Genomic DNA, 17739 nt, shown 5'->3' on the forward strand with positions numbered 1-17739 from the left:
AAGCGATTTTTTATACTTCCTGTTCATCAAAACGGAACTTAAACAGGGCAGCAACAAGCCGCTGTTTTATGCTGTCCTCGGTGTCCTTGTTGACCTGTCCGTTTTCAAGGGAAGCAAGCCGGATTCTTTTGCCATAATGCCGTAAAACTTCGTCAACGGCTTCCGGCTCTCCGCTGGTTGCTCTGACAATCGTTTCATACGGTACAAGTTTAGGATTCCTCACGGAAAAGCACCTCCATTTCTTCATGCAGCATTTGCAAGGCACTGTGTATATGATGCCACGCTGTACTCCGGCAGCGTCCGTATAATTCCCCGATTTCCTGTTGTGTGTAACGCCCGAAAAAGTAAAGATAAATGATTTCCCTTTTTTTCTCCGGCAGAGAGGACAGGGCTTCAGCAAGCTCCCCGTTTGTGAGGATAACCCTCTGACCACATATCGTAACAGGGTATTATTTATAGGGGTCTATAAATAATTTATCTGACGTACTGAATGGGTAAAACTTTTCTTCTGTGAGGTATTCAAAGGATATTTCCCTTTGCCGCCGTTTATCCCTGTCACGCCATGCGTTGATAGCCGCATAGCGTATGACGGTCTTGCAAAAGCCATTGAACGTGTACATAATGTGTTCTTTGTATGCTTCTGTGCAAGGCATAGATGATTCCCCCTTTCTCCCACATGGGACGGTGCATAGTTAATAGTTACATTTATATTTCAGAGGGACAGCAGCGTTTAGACTGTCGCCCCCTCTGATTACCAATTAGCAAAGTTGCAAAGAAACATTAACATTTTATAGTAACTGGTCAATTTCACCTGTTTGTATTGCATGGATTTTTTCGCTTATTTTCTCCCTTGACCAATCCCACCACTTTATTTCCAATAATGTATTTATTACATTTTCTGAAAATCGTTTTCTTATCGGTTTAGCTGGTATTCCTCCGACAATCGTATATGGTGGAACATCTTTTGTAACTACGGCACGAGTGCCGATAATTGCCCCGTCACCTATAGTTACGCCTGCAAATATAACGGCTTCATATCCAATCCAAACATCATTACCGATAACAATATTACCTTTATTGTCCCATGCGTTAGCAACATCTTTACGGTCTAATTCCCATTCTTCAAAAAATATAGGGAACGGATATGTTGATAAAGAAGTTAATGTATGGTTCGCACTGTTAAAAATAAATTTTGCCCCACAAGCTATTGAACAAAATTTTCCAATCATCAATTTATCTTTGTTAATCGGATAATGGTAAAGAACATTGTTCTTTTCAAACAGAAGTGGGTCATTAACAAAATCGTTATACATTGTATAATCACCAATAGATATATTGGGATTTGATATAACAGGCTTCAAGTAGATGGTTTGTTTATCCCCAGAGCGGGGGTATATGCGCTTTTCTAAAATATCCATATCAATCACCTTGTCCTTTCTATCGTTTATTTACATTCTACTTTTTTGTATTTTTTATTTCAATACACTGTATAGTTCGGTATGATTTAGTATAAACAAAGGAGCCGCATTATGAGCGACTCCCACTTGTTATTTCTGATATATAATTTTTCGGATAGCGTAAACAGAAAGATTGTATTTTTCAGCAAGAAGTTTGATAGAAAACCCGTTGTTATACTCAATTATAATCTCTGAATTTCTTTTCCTTAATTCTTCTTTATAGCCGGACAGTTCCCCCCAATATCGGCGCTGTTTTTCATCTACTGGAACATAAATATATCCTCCCTGTATGTAGCGTTGTAATTCCTTAACCAATTTATCGGGCAGAAGTAAATTTGCATTTATATATTTCATGCGAGCTTCCTCCTTGATTAGATAGTCAAGTAGCAAAGCCAGCATATTTAGTATATTAGCGACTGTTATTACTCCATGCAAACGTCGCTTCTACTGGCTTTGCATGGAGCTGTACTTCATTTTTCCCTTTTTTATCGGTACGCATAAGCTCACCTCTTTCGTTTTATCTAATTTGGACAGGAGTATTATAGCATTTATAAAATACAAATTCAATGTTCACGATAAGAAAGACATAAGGAATGAGAGGGATTCCGTCGTCGTCGGCATTGTGGGAATGTGTATAACTGGCTATCTTATGGAATTGTGGGTAACTCTGTTTGCAGGACGTGGGAAAGCTGCACTTTAGCTTTTCCATGTGCTGTGAATAGAGTTATCCATGATTCCATAGCCAGTTATGCACATTTCCACAATGCTTGTCTTTTGGTCTTTGGTTTCTTTGGTTCGGAATAGTGTGGTGCTGGCGGTCTATCTCTTGTTTTCGGTTGCTTGCTTCTTTACCGTACATGAGCATTTGCGCCGGGGTTATCGTTGCCGTAGCCCTCAAGCAGATTGATTGCACCCCAGATGCCAAGACCTGCGCCCAGAGCGATAACGAGAGTCTGAAGAACGGTTACTGCGCTATTGAAAAATGCCATAATATTTTCCTCCTAAAATTTGAAATTGTTTTGAGAATAGAAAAAGCCCTCCGTACTACCGGCATCAAAACCGGACGGAAGGCTTAGTTTACGAGAATCTTTTCAAGGAACTCCTCGACGGTTATCACGCCAAGTTTCTGTTCCATTCTGCTTCTTGCATATTCAGTTTCACAATCATATATATCACCACCACCTTTCATAAGAAACAGCCAATACATTGACTGCAACAAATCTTCACGAGAAGCACAGATTGTCGGTGAAAAAACGACAGGTGAAACCTTCAGAACCTCTGCGAGTTTCGCTGTGGTTTCTGCATTAGGGGTTCGAGCGTTTTTCTCATACTGAGCAATACGGACATCCGCTGTTTTCTCGGAATACCCCATTAGGAGTCCAAGCTCTTTCTGGGTAAGGCGGCGAAATCGTCTAACGAACTTCAATCGCTGCCCAATAGAGGTATCCGTGATCCACCAAGTCATTTTTTTTACACCTCGCTTTCTGCAAATTCTCGATATACAACCTCATTTTTTGCTCTGCGCTTGCCTACGGCTTCACTGGGAGCAAGGTCAGGGTAGGTTGCCTGCACTTTCTGTCTGCTTCTGCGGACAGTTTCAAACCCCGGAAAGCTGCGTCTATCCAGTTCCTTCAAAAACACAGGAACCGTCATGGCATGAATGTCGATGCCACGCAGACCGGAATAGTGTTCCAGTACCATCAGGTACAAATGATTGTCGGTATTTCTTGCCTTGTGGTCGTGTTCCAAGATGTTCTTAACCAGGGCAGATACCGTTTTCAGATTTTCCAAACAGAAACCTCCTTAATCCGCATCGACTACCACAAACTCATCACCTGCCTTGAGCTTCAACCTTCGACTCAGAAACTGCTCAATGTTGAACTCATTTCTCTTATCAAAGTCTGATGTGTACTTATAATTGGGGTGCTGCGTCAGATCGTACTTGTCAGAAAGAAACGGTCTGACACCACGCAACTGCAAAATACACTTGCTGCCATCCAGAACCGCAAGCTCATCTACGCTCGCAAGGTCTTTGCCTAACTTCTGATAATTCAAGCCGTAAGACGGGCTGTTACCTCTGGTGTTGGAGGTGTTGTAGGTGTCGATAGTTTCTTTTCCCAATGCCTGATTCAGTTCTTTGAGCGTGGTTGGCTCAGAACCACCCAGGAAAATTCGGGAATCCATGTTGCCGATGATGGTATCGGCATTGTCTTTATAAATGGCTTTCAGCTGTGATTGTGCCTGGAGAACAAGGCAAGCCGATATTTCACGGCTTCGGATTGTCGCTACCAGTTTTTCCAGATTGGGAATCTGACCGATGTTTGCCATCTCATCAATCAAGCAGCGCACATGAACCGGCAGTCTGCCGCCGTACACATCATCTGCTTTCTCGCACAACAAGTTGAACAGCTGTGTGTAAATCATGGAGATCAAAAAATTAAACGTCGCATCCGTATCTGACATAATCAGAAAGAGCGCCGTTTTCTTATCTCCGAGAGTATCCAACTGCAACTCGTCATAGGCAGTCACATCTCTGACCTCCTGAATATCAAAAGGAGCCAGACGAGCGCCGCAGGAAATCAAAATCGACTTAGCGGTCTTGCCGGCAGCCAGCTTGTATTTTTTATACTGACGGACTGCAAAGTGATTCGGCTTTTTCTTTTCCAGGGCTTCAAACATCAGATCCACCGGGTTCTGGAACTCCTCATCATCTTCCCGCACCTCCATTGCGTTCAGGAACTCAATCAGGGTGGAGAAATTCTGTTCCTCAACCGGAGCTTCATAGTGGATATATCCGATCAAGGCACAGTAGAGCAGCGTTTCCGCCTTCGTCCAGAACTCATCACCGGCTTTTCCATCACCCTTTGTGTTGGCAATCAGCGTTGTCACCAGTTTCAGAATGTCTTTTTCTGAATGGATATAGGCAAATGGGTTATAGTGCATCGACTTCTGAAAGTTGATGGTGTTGAAAATCTTGATGGTGTAGCCATGCTTCAAAAGGGCGTTGCCGCACTCAATCACGATGCTGCCTTTCGGGTCAGTGACCACATAGGAACTGTGCATCTGGAGAAGGTTTGGCTTCAACCAAAAGCGAGTTTTACCGGAACCCGAACCGCCGATAATCAGAACATTCTTATTTCGGGCATTGGCAGGATTCTTCGGGCGATTGCTCATCATCAGCCGCTCCGTTTTCGTCAGGATCACATTGTCCTCGAACTTTGGTGCAATAAACGGCTCAATATCTTTTGCCGTTCCCCATGAAGCGTTTTGTCAAGTGCTTTTTTGAGTTATTGACGCAAGCCCTTGTTAGTGCGGCGGGAAACGGGACAGGAAAAGGGGCGCAAAACGCGCCTGTGGACGCTTAGAAGCCGTTTTTGCGGGTGGGTAGTATAAAACCCTTACCCGGTGGGTTTTCGTGTCTGAAACGCCTTAAAAATCAAGCCTTTTTAAGCCCTATTGCGTAACACTCCATTCTGTTCCTTGGGAGAGGTCGGGGGCGCGGGGGCAGAGCCACCGCATAACCTACCGACAGCCGCCGAAGTAGTGCAGACGGTTTTGCCGTTAGAATGGAGCAGACGAAAGCGGGGCAGGATTTTTTATCCTGTTCCCCGTTTTCGGCGGCGAAATGGCAACGGCAAAAATCCAGACGGTCAAGGGTTTAAGAGTGGAGATTTTTTCGCGCACTTTGCGAAAAAAAACTACTCGCCCCTTGACGGTCTGGATAGTCGGAACGGACGTAGAACGGGGGATTGCTTTTCGTAATTGGGTATGGTATAATTTTCCCCAGTACAAACCGATAAATCGGAATTTAACGAACAAGATTTATATATTGACTTAAGGAGGAAACTTATGGACATTAAAGAAATCATTGAATGTGAATTTGGCTTAATAGTTCATGATATTTTTGTTCTAGGTCAGGGGCTTGATAGTATTGCATATCTTGTAAATGATGAATATGTATTTAAACAGTCAAAAAATGATGAAGCCAAAAATAATTTGAATAAGGAGATACAAGTATTAAATTATCTGAAAGGTAAAATTACATTACAGATACCTAATATTGAATATTATAGTGAAGAATATGGTGTATGTGGTTATAAAGAAATCAAAGGTAATAAACTAAGCCCTATTATTTACAAAAATATGAGTGATGATGAAAAGGATAAGTTGGTACAGGATATTACATTGTTTCTAAGAGAAATGCATTCTATGCCTTTACCTAATATTGATGGGTTAGAATTGAATGTAATTGATGATTATAAAAGTGATTATGACATTTTACGGGAAATAATCTATCATAAAATACCTGATCGTTCAAAAGAATGGATAGATGATTTATATAAAAGGATATTAAATGATGAACGAATTTCTCAATATGTTAAAGCCCTATGCCATAATGATTTAAGCTGTAATCATATTATAATTAAAAACAACAAGGCTGTTGGTATAATTGATTTTGGAGATGTTGCTATTACTGACAGAGATAAGGATTTTATATATTTGCTTGAGAATAGCAGTGAAGAAATTGGCAGAGAATTTGGTTTAAGAGTTTTGGAATATTATAATCATCCAAATATAAATATAGCAATTTTGAAAGCAAATTTGAATGATGAATATTACCCCATTGAGCAAATACTTGAGGGACGAGCAAAAAAATTAGATAAAATGTATCTTGCAGGATTAAATAAAATAATAAATGTTGGAGAGTTGAAAGATGAATAAAGAATATGGTATGATAGATTGACAAATTCCAGTTTATCGGTCTAATAAAAGTCCAAAACAGGGCGGCAGGGCAGAAGCGTTGACTATTCCGCCGCCCTGTCCGTTATCGCTCCACATCCTGCTTTCTGTGGGGTTGCTGTTCTCGCTGTTCCTGCCGCAAGATACTATAAACGCTCTTTCTGATTTTCTCGGCTTCTTTCACTTCCTCTTTCAATGCAAGATACCGCTGATTAAGCGTTTTCCTCTCGGCGGTCAGCTTGGTGTATTCTTCTTTCCATGTCTTTGTCGGGATTGTGGTCTTGCCGTTCATCACGCCTTTGAGATAATCTTTCGCTGTTGTGAATAAGATTTGCTCGGCTTCGGTCAGCGGCTTCTTTCCCTTACACTTGAAATAAATGTCGGCTTGCTCTAAGTGCTTTTTCAGAGTGGCAAGCCGCCGTTCAACGGGTTTCAGTTTCCCTTGAATATCCAGTTGTTCCCCTATCATGGACTTGAATTTTTCATCAAGCCCCGCCATATCCATGATGTTATTGGTTTGCAGGAAATTCAGCATTTTTGCCGCGTCTTTGAGATTATACAGGGATTGGGAATATCCCGTTTTCCCCGCCTGTGCCTTGCGTGACAGTATACCTTGAATGTAGTCGGCAAGGGTGGGCGGCTCGGTGTTCCCGGCTTCTTCTTTCAACCAGTTTTGCAGTTTGGAGATACGCGCCTTTAACTGCCGCAACTTCTGGTTCGTCACTTCGATTTCCCGGTTAAGGTCGCCGCGCCCGGTGCGGATGCCGCGCTTCTCCATAGCGGAAGCGGCAACGCCTAAATGGACGGTGGGGATTTGGTTTATTCCCTGCCGTTCATAACTGCGGTGGTCGATACGCTCGGCGTGTTCGTACTGTTCCAATGTCTGATTACAAAGCCTCGCCCATGCCGCCCGCCATTCCTCGGCTTTGGTCTGCTCGTTCCAGTCGGTAGCGGGAATGGATTTACATTTATACTGCCGCTTTTTCGGGTCATAGATTTTATTACCGTCCCTGTCAAGAATGTACTCTTTTTTCTGCTTCGCTCCCCACTCGCCGCCCTCGTCAAAAGGGCGCATTGTCAGCATGATATGGGCGTGGGGGTTGCCGCCGCCCGTATCATGTAGGCATACATCGGCGCACATTCCCGCCGCCACAAAATGCCGTTTCACATACTCGCGGACAAGGGAAATGCTTTGCTCCCTCGTCAGTTCGCGGGGCAAGGAAATTTCAATCTCCCGCGCAAGTTGGGCGTTTTTTGCTTTCTCGATTTTCTCCACTTCGTTCCACAAAACCGCCCTGTCCGCATATTCAGCGGGGGCGTGGTCGGGTAGTAAAATCTCGGTGTGGACGACACCGCCCTTGTGGGTGTAGTCGTGGGTCATTCCGTCAAACTGGTTTGTGATTTTCTCCCCCGCCCGGTAAGCGGCGGCGGCAACAGCGGATTTGCCCTTGCCGCGGGATATGACTTTGATACTGCAATGGTAGATTGCCACGCGCCGCGCTCCTTTCTGCGGGCAACTCCCGCCGTTTTCTTTTGTGCCGACAGGCACAAAACGCCGTCTGCAAGACCGCACATACCACATTCATGTGGTATATAAGTGCGCCCTTGCTTTAAGCAAGGGTATGGGCGTAAGCCCGTTACCCTTGTAGACCGCCCCCGCCCGCGTCCCCGTCTGCGCTGTCCTCGCGGGCTGTATGGGCGGTTTTAGCGGCGGGTGGCGTGTTACCCTGTGCCGCCGTTTCCGCGTCCTGTGCGGGGGCTGTGGGGGCGTTCCGGGCGGTCAATTCGTCCAGTATGCGGCGGGCTTGGTCGCTCATTACCGTCTTTTCAAGAAAGGTCTTGAATTGTTCCTCTGTCAGCGGTATCGTGTCGGGGACAAGGCTTTCAAAAAGCCCCATGCGGCGGCATAGGCGTTTCGTCCTGTCCTTGCGCTCCTGTGCCTTTTGCTCCTGCACAAGCTGTCTGCGCCTGTTTTCAAGTTGTCGGATTTCTTCCTCAATGCTTGTGATTTTTTCGGCTTTGGTCTTTGCCATGCGTCAATCGCTCCTTTCATGTCTGGCGTGGAATGGAATGGATGGGATAGGAATGGATTTTTACAGACAATCGGTTTCCCGTTTTATTCCTGCCTGTCGGCAAGTATCATTTTCAACAGCTTGTCGCGGAATGTTTCTGTGCCGTTGTGGTTGAAAAACAACTCCGCAACAATGGTCTGCCCGTTCCTGTGTGTCGTGATGATACCGTCCGGCTTTCGGGGCAGGGTGGGCGTTTCTCTCTTTTCTGTCAATGGGTCGCTCCTTTCTGTGGGCGCGGAAAAGGGATTTCCCATGATTGGAAAATCCCTCCCGGCTGTTGGCTATTCAGTTTTACTGTGCGGTTGCGGCGGCTTGCGCCTTTTTCCTTGCCCGGTATTCCCTCGCTTTGATACGGTCATACTCCCGTTGCTTTTCAATGTTTCTGGCGCGGTAGGCTCTGGAATATTCCCGGTGGTAAGCGCGGCTCTTTTCCTTTTTCGCTTCTTCGATTTCCTCCCTCATTTGTATGATTTCCTGCTCTGTCGGCTCTGCAAGCTGTGTCAGTTCGTTCTCAAACCTGCCGATATGGTTGAAGTATATCCCGATATGCTGAATGGCGTATCTTGCCCGTTTCTGGTCGCGCTCATGCACTTCGATTTTGCTGATAAACTCGTTGAGGATAGCAGGGGTGAGTTCGGCAAAGTCGGCGTAGCGTTCTGTCAGCTTCACAAACCTCTGCGCCCGCCCTCCCGCGTTCTCAAAAGCCGATAACTGCTCTTTGATTTCCGCAAGCTCCGTTTTCAGTGTATAGTATTCTTCTGAATACTTCTGCGACATCTGCTCGTAACGGTCTTGTTCAATCGTGCCGAGGGCGTTATCCTCGTACAGCTTATCCAGAACCTTTTCGATTTGTTCAAGCCGCGTTGTAATCTGCGGGACACGTTTCTGCTGTTTCTTCGTCCGGTCGGTCTGCTGTACGTCAAGGCTCTTTTTCACTAATGCTTCAAAGTCTGCCCGGTTGCTGATAGAGTATTCCGCGATTTTTTTCAGCACTTCGGAAACGGTCTGCATGAGTAAATCCGCGTCCATGATGTGTGGGGAATTACACTTGGGGTTTCTGGCTTTTCCCTTGTGGTACTCACTGCAATAGGCGATATGCCGCTTGCCGCCGTTCCTGTAATCTATCCGTATGTGCATTTTTGCGCCGCAGTCCTTACAGAAAAGCAAGCCCGACAAAGGGTGGATTTCCCCGTCCCCGTTGGGGCGTTTGACGGGAATGTTTTCCAAAATCCGCTGTACGTTCTCAAAATCGGCGCGGTCAACAATCGGCTCATGCACGTTTTCCGTAATCTGCCACTGGCTTCTGTCTACATAGTGGTTTCGTTTGTCCCGGAAATGCTTTGCTGTCTTGAAGTTGACTACATCACCGCAATACTCTTGTCGCGTAAGGATTTTTGTCAAGGTCGTCTTGTTCCATTTATAGCGGTTTTCCTCGTTCAGCGGCTTGCTTTTTGCCGTTCCCCGCCCCCGGTCTTTCATGTAGAAAGTAGGGGTTGGGACTTGCTCATTTTTCAGATATACGGCAATCTGGTTTCGGTTCTTCCCGTCCAGAAACAGGCGGAAAATAAGGCGGACAACTTCGGCGGCTTCTTCGTCAATCAACCAGAAATCCTTGTCGCCGGGGTCTTTGACATATCCGTATGGGGCTTCGGTTGCGATTGGCTTTCCGCTTGCGCCTTTTGTGCGGATACCCGTTTTTACTTTCTTGCTGATGTCCCTTGCATACCATTCTGACATGATGTTGATGAACGGCGCAAACTCCAACGTGTCGGGCTTCTCGCTGTCTATCCCGTTGTTTACCGCGATAAAGCGCACGTTGTTCCGTCTGAAAATCTCCATAGCGTTTCCCACTTGGAGATAGTCGCGCCCCCAGCGGGTCATGTCTTTCATAATACAGACACCGATTTTTCCGTTTTCCACGTCCTCAATCATGCGGGAGTAGGCAGAACGGTCAAAAAATCTGCCGCTTTCGTCGTCATCAATGTAGTGCCGGATATTGGTTAATTTTAACTGTCTGGCGTAGCTTTCCAGAAATTTCTTCTGGTTCTGTATGGAGTTGCTTTCGCCGCCGTCCCTGTCCTCGTCCCCCACGGATAGGCGGGAGTAAAGGGCTGTGATTTTGCTGTAATCATTCATGTGCATATCCTCCTGCGTCAATATAGGTGTTGCTTACAGTTAAGATTATGCACTCCAACGAGCAGAACCGTACTCAACATTGTGTCGGTACTTCTTTGCGTTTTTGCCTTTTAGATAGACAGCCAGCCGAAGTCCTGCGCCGCAGAGAATACCAATCAGCAAATCCAACGGGTGAAAGCTGGGAAACGGATTGTTCAGGGCTATCGGAAGGGCATGAAAAAAGCTGAGGATTTTCGCAGATGAATCTGCCCCCTCAGCCAATCTCCATGCTTCTCCTAAATTCGTAGCGAACAACCCTACCAGAAAATACGGTAAATTCAGAATCAGGAGCTTTTTCATTTTTCTCTTATCCATCACAGATCACGCTCCTGTTTCTTCTCTCGAACCTTCTTCGGAATCGCTGCGACAATTTCCTTGAACTTCTTCAGCTGCGCCAGAACGCTCGGCTTTTCATTCTTGGTTAATGCCCTTGCCTGATGTTCCTTGCAGATTGCATCCAAAGCATCTGCATCTTTAGAACGGACAAAAACAAGAAACCGGGGAGGATCAACGGACTTATCTTTTCTTACGGCAAAGTCCACGCCATACTTCTTGGCGAGCTTTTCAAAATCACGGATACTCTCTTTGTCGATCTCAACATTCGTAGCACCCTGATTCTGTCCCAAAAGCTGTTTCACGGATTGCTTTCCATGAACGGCAGGGTCTCGTGCCTTTTTCATCTTCACTTTTTCCCGGTGCTGCAAATACTTGCGGATACCGGCAATGATAGTGCGCCCCGTCAGCTTGGTTGTGCTGATCGCCAGGTTTACTGTTCTGTTTTCAACTTCTTCCTGCATGATTCATCACCTCCTGCAAGCAGTAGAGTGAACAGATTATCGTGCCATATCTCTGTGGTCGTAATACAGATTGCCCTTGGCAACTGCGGCATGGCTGATAATCTTGATATTGCCAGCTTTCTGGTTATCCAGAGCCTTCTGATAACCCACATCGCTCAAATACAGGCGATTTCTTTCGCCTTTCCAACCGACAGGCGATTCATCGGTCAGCACATCGAAAATAATCATGTGCTTGGTGGCGTCATCAAATCGTGCCAAGTCCATATAGGTATGTCCCTGGTACTCCTTGGCACCATCCTGAATCCGCTTTCGCTCCATCAGCTCTCCAATCGTCGAATTTCTTTGCATAAGAACCTCCTTACAGAACATCTCGGTCAGGGTTACTTTTGTGGGGAACCGAATCAGCTTTGACAGGTGCATCTTCTTTCTTCACCATGTCATCCGGCAGGGGAAGCGCCATAATGCTGCGCCCCATGCGTACAAAAGTCTCAGGCTGATGAAAGTGTTCCTCAAACTGCTTCATCAGTTCCGGGGACAGAGAACAAAAATCATCCTCGCCCAATCCCACAACCAGAAAATCACCGGCGATAATGTCATAAATATCGCCGTCATCATCACGCAGCGCACGGTTCAGTTCTTTGCCTACGAGTTTACCTTCGTCGTGCATCACCAGTGCAACCGGCTCATTGAACGGATAAGTTGCCTCAATATCGCCACCTACGGCTTTCTGCAAATCCTCCAGCTCACAGCCGATCTGCACAGCCTGCGGATACATGAACGGCTTTACCAGCAACACATTCATGGTATCTGCCTGTTCTTTCTGAACCTCCCGTTCCTCGGTCGTGCCGAACGCAACACCGGTAAAGTTTTCGGAGTCCAGAATGTACTCCGAATTGTAATAAGCGGCTCTAACCTGTTCCTCTGCCGCATCGTGAGATTCTGCTTGCACCGTAACCGTTTTCTCCAAGGTTTCGGTGATCTTCACATCGTATTCTTTCAAGTTTCGATACCTCCGTTTCTTTGGAAATAAGAAAAGCGACCATCCATGAACCTGTTACAGTTCATAAATAGTCGCATCCACATCGGCTAAAAGCTCGAACAAGCAAATATCGTCCAGTTCGCAAATCAGGGAACCCATGTCGAAGAAAATATCGTCCTCGCATTCCACCGTAGTAACCACGCTGCGGTGTTCGTTAAGACAAATGGCTTCTTCCTTGTCCATCGTGATCGTAGACATACAGGACACCACATAGAATGTCATATCTTCTGCTAACCACAGCTCCTTGCTCTGAATCGTGCGAACTTTTTCATCGCCGCTCATATCTTCTACATAGGACAGAAGCCGCACGGCTCTGCTGTTCAGAAGTACCTTTCCCTGATAGTCGATACCCTCACCAGCAGAGGACAATACTCGATACTCGCTAATCATCTCGGCATTTTTCTGAAACGACTTTGCCAGAAGCGCAGGAGAAATATCATCGAACTCCTCACTGTAGTTTACGAGCATATCTACCATATAATCAGGATCGCAAAGGTCGTAGAGTTCTTCCAAAGCGCCCTGAATGTTTTTGGGTGTAAACATTTTTTACCTTACCTTTCCATTGATTTTTCTCTTTTTTTCTGCCATTGCTCCAAAAGCTGAATGATTTTATCCTCCATCTGCTTGTTGGTATAGGACTTCGGGAAGTATTTTCGCAACGAATCCGTTTTGAAGGTTACTCTGTCCAGCTCTCCCTTCTTGATTTCATTCATAATCTCGCACATCGCATCCAGCGTACACTCGCCCTCCTGTGCGAGCTTTTTAATTCGCTGTGCTTGCGAAAGGGAAGGAGCTGCTTGAGCATAATCCATTGCAGAAAGAAAATCCTTCTGTTCTTCACTTGCCAGATAGGAAAGCTCCACCGCAGGATTGAATTTGATCTGACCCGTATCTACCATATCCAGCAGTTCCGGAATCAGTTCGGTCAGACGGATATAACGGTGTACCTGATTTCTGCTTTCTCCTGCCTCCTGACCGACTATATCCATTGCCTGCAACTTCATCCCAACTTGGGATGAAGTTAAATCGGTGCGTTGACCTTGATGTTTAATCGCATCCAGCTTCATCTTATAAGCAAATGCTCTTTCACTCGGCAGGATACTCTCCCTCTGCAAATTCGCATCAACCATCAAAATAATGGCTGCATCATCGTCCAGGTCACGAACAATCGCAGGCATGGTTTCCTTACCCGCAAGCTCCGATGCCCGGTGCCGCCTGTGACCAGAAACGATTTCATAACCACCGTCGGGGTCAGGACGGACAATCGCAGGAGTGAGAACTCCGAAATCTCGGACGCTCTCTGCCGTTTTCATCATTTCTTCATCATCAACCACACGGAAGGGGTGTCCCTCAAAGGGGTGTAGCTCAGAAAGTGGAATTTCCTGCACACGCTCCTGCTGGGCTTCAGCTCTGGATTGATCGGTGGAGAAAATATCATCGTACCCCTTCAAGCTGATGTTTGCGCCTTTTTTCTGCATTGTTTAACACCTCCTTCGTCAGAATTTTATAGGCTTCGGCAACTTTGCCTTTGGGATCATGCTTGAAGATACTGGTTCCCTCTGCGCTGATTTCCTCTGCACGGACAGAGCGGGGAATGTCGGTCTTGTAAACCTTCAGCTTTCCGCCGTAGCTCTCCCGAATCAGATTGCTGATGTCTTTGGAGTAGTTGGTGCGGCTGTCCACCATCGTCAGAAGAATCCCTTCAATCCTCAGTTTCGGGTTGATTTGCCTCTTGACCTTGTTGATGGTTCCAAGCAGCTGTTCCAGACCCTTTGCAGGAAGGTATGCTGCCTGAACCGGTATCAGCACATTGTCGGCAGCTGCCAACGCATTGACGGTCAGCATACCCAAAGACGGCATACAGTCAAGAAGAATGTAATCATAATTCTGTTTGACTGTATCCAGGTATTGCCGGAGAATGGTTTCCCGGCTCATGGCATTGACCAGTGCTACCTCCATACCTGAGAGTTCGATGTTGGACGGCACCAAATCAACGCCCTCCGGATGATGAAGAATCCCTTCATCGGGAGTAATAGGGTTTTCCATCATAATCTTTCCCATCAGATCGGAAAGTGTCGGAGACAGATCATCCGGGCAGGGATTGCCCAAACTGACCGTCAGGGAAGCCTGGGGATCGGTGTCTACCAGAAGCACCTTTTTTCCTTCAAGAGCCAAGCCAACGCCCAGATTCTCGGTGGTGGTGGTCTTTCCAGTGCCTCCTTTCTGATTGACCACCGCAATGATGGTTGCTTTTTTCGACATTTATCGTCACTCTCCTTCCTCTCGCTTCATTTTCAATTTCTTAAATCCTCCTTCCAAATATCCGTGTGACATATCGTGCCGAACAAGAGCATCGTAGTAGGTGTCTATTGTCGTCGGCGCATTGTATATCGTAGTCAGCATATACTGACGGATATTTCTAATCTTTGTGGTGTTCTCCTTGAAGCAGTCCATAACATATCGAATGTGTTCGGCATTCAGTTTCATAAACCGACTGCGGACAATTTCTGCCGGACGCTCCTCTGCACCAATGCGAATCAACGGTCGCTTCGTGCAAACTGTTTCAACGATCAACTCCAGAATGTTATCCAGCATTTCGGAATCGTAAGGGTAATCCTTCTTCAACAAATCCATACTAAGCTGATCCGAGAAATAATCAAAGTATTCTTGATACCGGTCATTCTCGTCCATCATTCCACCATTTCCGGAAGGAAAGATAGAATCAGTATCACTAAATTCAGTATTTTTAATATCAGTATTATTACATTGTGATTTCGGAAGTTCTTGAGTTGTGATTTCCATTGTTCCAGAATTGTGATTTTCACAATTCAAGAGTTGTGAATCCACAGCAGAGATAAAGTTCTTCACATAGATCAGGTTGGGCTTTCCCAAACCCTGGCGCTTACGTTCAATCAATCCTGCTTTCTTCTCAAGTTCACTGAGCAGCTTGATAGCCTTTTGTTCAGCACAGTTCAGAGCCATCTTCGCTTCGTCGATTGTAAAAATGATATACACTCTACCGTTTTTATCTATCCAACCATTCTTGGCAGACAGGCTCATGCGGTCAAGCAAAATGCCATACAGCATCTTGGCATCGGCAGAAATATTCCAGAACCTCTCGTTCGTGAACAACACCTTCGGAACTCGATAGAATGTGAATAGATCGGATTGCTGACCGTAAAAATAATCAAAACTCACACGGCTTCACCACCTTCTTTCTGCGGAAAACTTTCTGTTGTCAGCGGAATGCTGCGGAAAGTCGTATCCGTCTTTTCGTAAGGACATCGGGCAAAATAGTAGAAGCGGTATTCCTGTTCATACACATCCATATCAACGAAGCCCCACTTCACGCATAACCTTCTTCGTACACCAACCAATGCACGGGTGATCTCGCCCATAGGGACAGCCATCACATTCCGACTTGGGTTTCGGCGGCAAAGAGATTAAGTAGTAGCAATTATTTCTACCCAGACGGCAGCCCTTTCTGCCATTCGTCCAGAAGTAGCAGTAATGACAGTCGCTCGGCTTGTCTGCGGTATAAACAGGCTTGCTCAAATAAAACACCTCCAATCTCTTGTATTTGCCCATGGGTTTGGGCATAAAAAAAGAGCGCCTATCCATCCCCAATGCGGGGCAAATAGACGCTCTATGTACATAACGATATTTAATTTTATCTGCTATAACTGCATGGTATTCAAAACATCCGCCTTTTTTGATTAGCTGGATTTTTGGCACGATTTTGGGGCTGATTAGCAGGAAGGGCATTTTCATTAGCAAGAACAGCCCGTTTTCTGCTAAAAATTAGCTGGCGATTTTGTCTTATAACAACCGTTCGATTCTGGAGGGGTTGTCAAAAATCAAATTTTGGAGTAGAATTTTATCTCATACAGTGAAAGAGCTTTTTCGTAGCTTTTTATATAAGAAAAGCCGAAAACCCTTGAAAACAAAGGCTTTCGGCGTTGTTCACTGGCGTCCATAAGAGGATTTGAACCTCCGACCCCACGCTTAGGAGAACAAATAACTCTTTGTCCTACGATTCCCTTACACTACATTCCGCTTCGTTTTGTGTCAATTTAGCCCAATGAATTTTTGGTTTCTCACGCCGTTTTGTGTCATTCTGCACAGTTTCAAGGCGCTGGAATACCTTTCGCGCAATTAGCAAAAAATTAGCAGACGGCATTTTTGAGCTTTTGTAAAAACGCAAATTAGCAGATTATTAGCAGAGCGGCCCGCCCGGGGTGTGTTATTTTTATACGCATCCCGGGCTATTTTATCATTTTTATGCAATAGAATCAATCTTAAAATAGGAGGTTTCCATGCCGGCTTATCAATTACAGATCAAACAGGTCGTGGATTACCCACGATGCCGGATTTATCGGCAATTCGTCCATCGGCTGATGGCAGACCGGAGCATTCGCACAAGCGGAGGCTCTGGTCTTTTTTATTTTACCGTACTTTGCAGCTACGCAAACTTCCGCACTTCATACCGCCGCATTGATGGTATTAGCTATACCATCTATCCGGGCGAATGGGTCTGCACACTCAAGGAAGTGTCCCAATGGTTTCGCACACGGTTTCAATGCCAGGCGTTGACAGTGCTGGAACAACTGCAGAAACAGCACTTTATCACTTTTCATACACTGGATCGCGGCAATGTGATCCGCTATAAAATTTGCGACTGGGCGCGGCATAACACGGTGCTTGAATATAATGCTCCCTGCCAAAAGGATACCGGCTTTTTCTTTCTGCCCGTTTCCGTTGTCACAGATCTCATCAGCACAAGCCGATGCTCCGAAATGGATATTATTCTGGACCTCTGGGTTTCAGCCGTCTACAACGATAATCAGGTACAGGGGTCAGACCTGGGGCCAGTAGTCTATTTCCGCAACGGCACCGGCAATCCTCTTGTTGCCTACACTGAACTGGCTGTCCGCTGGGGGGTGTCCCGGGCGACAGTCGGCCGCGTCCTCAAAAAGCTGGCCGCACTGGACTATATCTCCCTTATGTCCTTCCCGGGCCGACACGGCAGCGTGGTCTATTTGAAAAATTACCTGTCCACCATGTTTGAAATATCGGATGTTATGGTGGACAAAGAGGAGGTCGCTATGACGCTCAACATCCATTTGGAACTCCCCGATGAATCAGGCTCCAGCCAAAACACACCAAGTATAGAGCATGAGGTTATCGTTTCAAACGAACTCAATAGCGTTTCAAAATCGCACATTGAAATTATCATCCAAAAGATGGCTCAAATCCTGATGGCACAAGGGATTTCGTGCTTTGGTTGTCCCCTCTCCCGCTATAAGTTATATCCCTTATCGGGCGACTGCCGGGAAGATTTACTACCCCGCGCACGGGAACAGTCAACGCTCTGTTTTGGCTTGTCCATTCTGTGCGGGAACAGGCAGGTCACCACTTTTGAACTTACACTCTCTCCCGTCGCGGAGAATTGAATAAGG

General features: G+C 45.9%; 20 protein-coding genes and 3 pseudogenes. 2 read left to right on the plus strand and 21 right to left on the minus strand.

Annotated features, from left to right (window positions below; genetic code table 11):
- Positions 1-10 precede the first annotated feature (10 nt).
- The 8 genes and pseudogenes from ACI6NM_RS09380 to ACI6NM_RS09415 form a co-directional block, all read right to left on the minus strand.
- Positions 11-223, minus strand: a complete 213-nt coding sequence (locus tag ACI6NM_RS09380) for a helix-turn-helix domain-containing protein (RefSeq protein WP_117578183.1) — start codon at positions 221-223, stop codon at positions 11-13.
- Positions 210-653: pseudogene (locus ACI6NM_RS09385) on the minus strand (RNA polymerase sigma factor). The gene ACI6NM_RS09380 and the pseudogene ACI6NM_RS09385 overlap by 14 nt, the downstream one beginning before the upstream one ends.
- Before the next feature lie 135 nt (positions 654-788).
- Complete coding sequence (locus ACI6NM_RS09390; RefSeq protein WP_117578181.1) at positions 789-1418, minus strand: CatB-related O-acetyltransferase; 630 nt, start codon at positions 1416-1418, stop codon at positions 789-791.
- Positions 1419-1547: 129 nt separating this feature from the next.
- Complete coding sequence (locus tag ACI6NM_RS09395; protein ID WP_195973380.1) at positions 1548-1811, minus strand: CD3324 family protein; 264 nt, start codon at positions 1809-1811, stop codon at positions 1548-1550.
- A 494-nt stretch (positions 1812-2305) separates the two neighbouring features.
- Positions 2306-2446, minus strand: a complete 141-nt coding sequence (locus tag ACI6NM_RS09400; protein ID WP_033121798.1) for a Maff2 family mobile element protein — start codon at positions 2444-2446, stop codon at positions 2306-2308.
- 83 nt (positions 2447-2529) lie between these two features.
- Complete coding sequence (locus ACI6NM_RS09405) at positions 2530-2922, minus strand: helix-turn-helix domain-containing protein (protein ID WP_002304334.1); 393 nt, start codon at positions 2920-2922, stop codon at positions 2530-2532.
- Positions 2923-2927: 5 nt separating this feature from the next.
- Positions 2928-3248 (minus strand): hypothetical protein, encoded by a 321-nt coding sequence (locus ACI6NM_RS09410; RefSeq protein ID WP_002304332.1) that lies wholly within the window; start codon positions 3246-3248, stop codon positions 2928-2930.
- Between the two features lie 12 nt (positions 3249-3260).
- Positions 3261-4724 (minus strand): annotated as a pseudogene (locus ACI6NM_RS09415) (VirD4-like conjugal transfer protein, CD1115 family); the annotation flags it as partial.
- Positions 4725-5306: 582 nt separating this feature from the next.
- Here ACI6NM_RS09415 and ACI6NM_RS09420 point away from each other — a divergent pair.
- On the plus strand, positions 5307-6179 hold the full coding sequence (locus ACI6NM_RS09420; protein WP_118710402.1) for a phosphotransferase: 873 nt from the start codon (positions 5307-5309) through the stop codon (positions 6177-6179).
- A 103-nt stretch (positions 6180-6282) separates the two neighbouring features.
- Here ACI6NM_RS09420 and mobQ read toward each other — a convergent pair whose 3' ends face one another.
- The 13 genes and pseudogenes from mobQ to ACI6NM_RS09485 form a co-directional block, all read right to left on the minus strand.
- Positions 6283-7689, minus strand: a complete 1407-nt coding sequence (gene mobQ / locus ACI6NM_RS09425; RefSeq protein WP_118710400.1) for a MobQ family relaxase — start codon at positions 7687-7689, stop codon at positions 6283-6285.
- Positions 7690-7834: 145 nt separating this feature from the next.
- Positions 7835-8230, minus strand: a complete 396-nt coding sequence (locus ACI6NM_RS09430) for a DUF3847 domain-containing protein (RefSeq protein WP_118710398.1) — start codon at positions 8228-8230, stop codon at positions 7835-7837.
- 83 nt (positions 8231-8313) lie between these two features.
- Complete coding sequence (locus tag ACI6NM_RS09435) at positions 8314-8481, minus strand: transposon-encoded TnpW family protein (protein WP_118710406.1); 168 nt, start codon at positions 8479-8481, stop codon at positions 8314-8316.
- 79 nt (positions 8482-8560) lie between these two features.
- Positions 8561-10405, minus strand: coding sequence for a recombinase family protein (locus tag ACI6NM_RS09440; RefSeq protein WP_118710396.1), 1845 nt, complete (start codon positions 10403-10405; stop codon positions 8561-8563).
- A 54-nt stretch (positions 10406-10459) separates the two neighbouring features.
- Positions 10460-10759, minus strand: a pseudogene (locus ACI6NM_RS09445) (VirD4-like conjugal transfer protein, CD1115 family); the annotation flags it as partial.
- Entirely contained in the window at positions 10759-11241 is a 483-nt protein-coding gene (locus tag ACI6NM_RS09450) for a PcfB family protein (RefSeq protein WP_002304320.1), read from the minus strand. The gene ACI6NM_RS09450 and the pseudogene ACI6NM_RS09445, both read right to left, overlap by 1 nt.
- A gap of 36 nt (positions 11242-11277) precedes the next feature.
- The gene (locus tag ACI6NM_RS09455; protein WP_002304317.1) at positions 11278-11589 is read right to left on the minus strand and encodes a DUF5720 family protein; all 312 of its coding nucleotides are present in this window, start codon (positions 11587-11589) and stop codon (positions 11278-11280) included.
- A gap of 10 nt (positions 11590-11599) precedes the next feature.
- Entirely contained in the window at positions 11600-12241 is a 642-nt protein-coding gene (locus tag ACI6NM_RS09460; protein WP_002588969.1) for a DUF3846 domain-containing protein, read from the minus strand.
- Between the two features lie 54 nt (positions 12242-12295).
- On the minus strand, positions 12296-12823 hold the full coding sequence (locus ACI6NM_RS09465) for a hypothetical protein (RefSeq protein WP_002304315.1): 528 nt from the start codon (positions 12821-12823) through the stop codon (positions 12296-12298).
- 8 nt (positions 12824-12831) lie between these two features.
- A complete protein-coding gene (locus ACI6NM_RS09470; protein WP_002304314.1) occupies positions 12832-13758 on the minus strand; it encodes a ParB/RepB/Spo0J family partition protein in 927 nt (308 codons plus the stop codon).
- Positions 13715-14542 carry a ParA family protein gene (locus ACI6NM_RS09475; protein WP_002304313.1) on the minus strand — a complete coding sequence of 276 codons (828 nt, stop codon included), beginning with the start codon at positions 14540-14542 and terminating at the stop codon, positions 13715-13717. Before ACI6NM_RS09475 ends, ACI6NM_RS09470 begins: the two co-directional genes overlap by 44 nt.
- A 6-nt stretch (positions 14543-14548) precedes the next feature.
- Positions 14549-15478 carry a DUF6017 domain-containing protein gene (locus ACI6NM_RS09480; protein WP_002304312.1) on the minus strand — a complete coding sequence of 310 codons (930 nt, stop codon included), beginning with the start codon at positions 15476-15478 and terminating at the stop codon, positions 14549-14551.
- Positions 15475-15678, minus strand: a complete 204-nt coding sequence (locus ACI6NM_RS09485) for a hypothetical protein (protein WP_223385014.1) — start codon at positions 15676-15678, stop codon at positions 15475-15477. Before ACI6NM_RS09485 ends, ACI6NM_RS09480 begins: the two co-directional genes overlap by 4 nt.
- A gap of 918 nt (positions 15679-16596) precedes the next feature.
- On the opposite strand from ACI6NM_RS09485, the gene ACI6NM_RS09490 reads away from it, so the two are divergent.
- On the plus strand, positions 16597-17733 hold the full coding sequence (locus ACI6NM_RS09490) for a MarR family transcriptional regulator (RefSeq protein ID WP_009258069.1): 1137 nt from the start codon (positions 16597-16599) through the stop codon (positions 17731-17733).
- Positions 17734-17739: the final 6 nt, after the last annotated feature.

The sequence above is a fragment of the Pilosibacter sp. YYHA0881 genome, assembly GCF_051602715.1.
GTDB classification, from domain to species: domain Bacteria; phylum Bacillota; class Clostridia; order Lachnospirales; family Lachnospiraceae; genus Alitiscatomonas; species Alitiscatomonas aceti.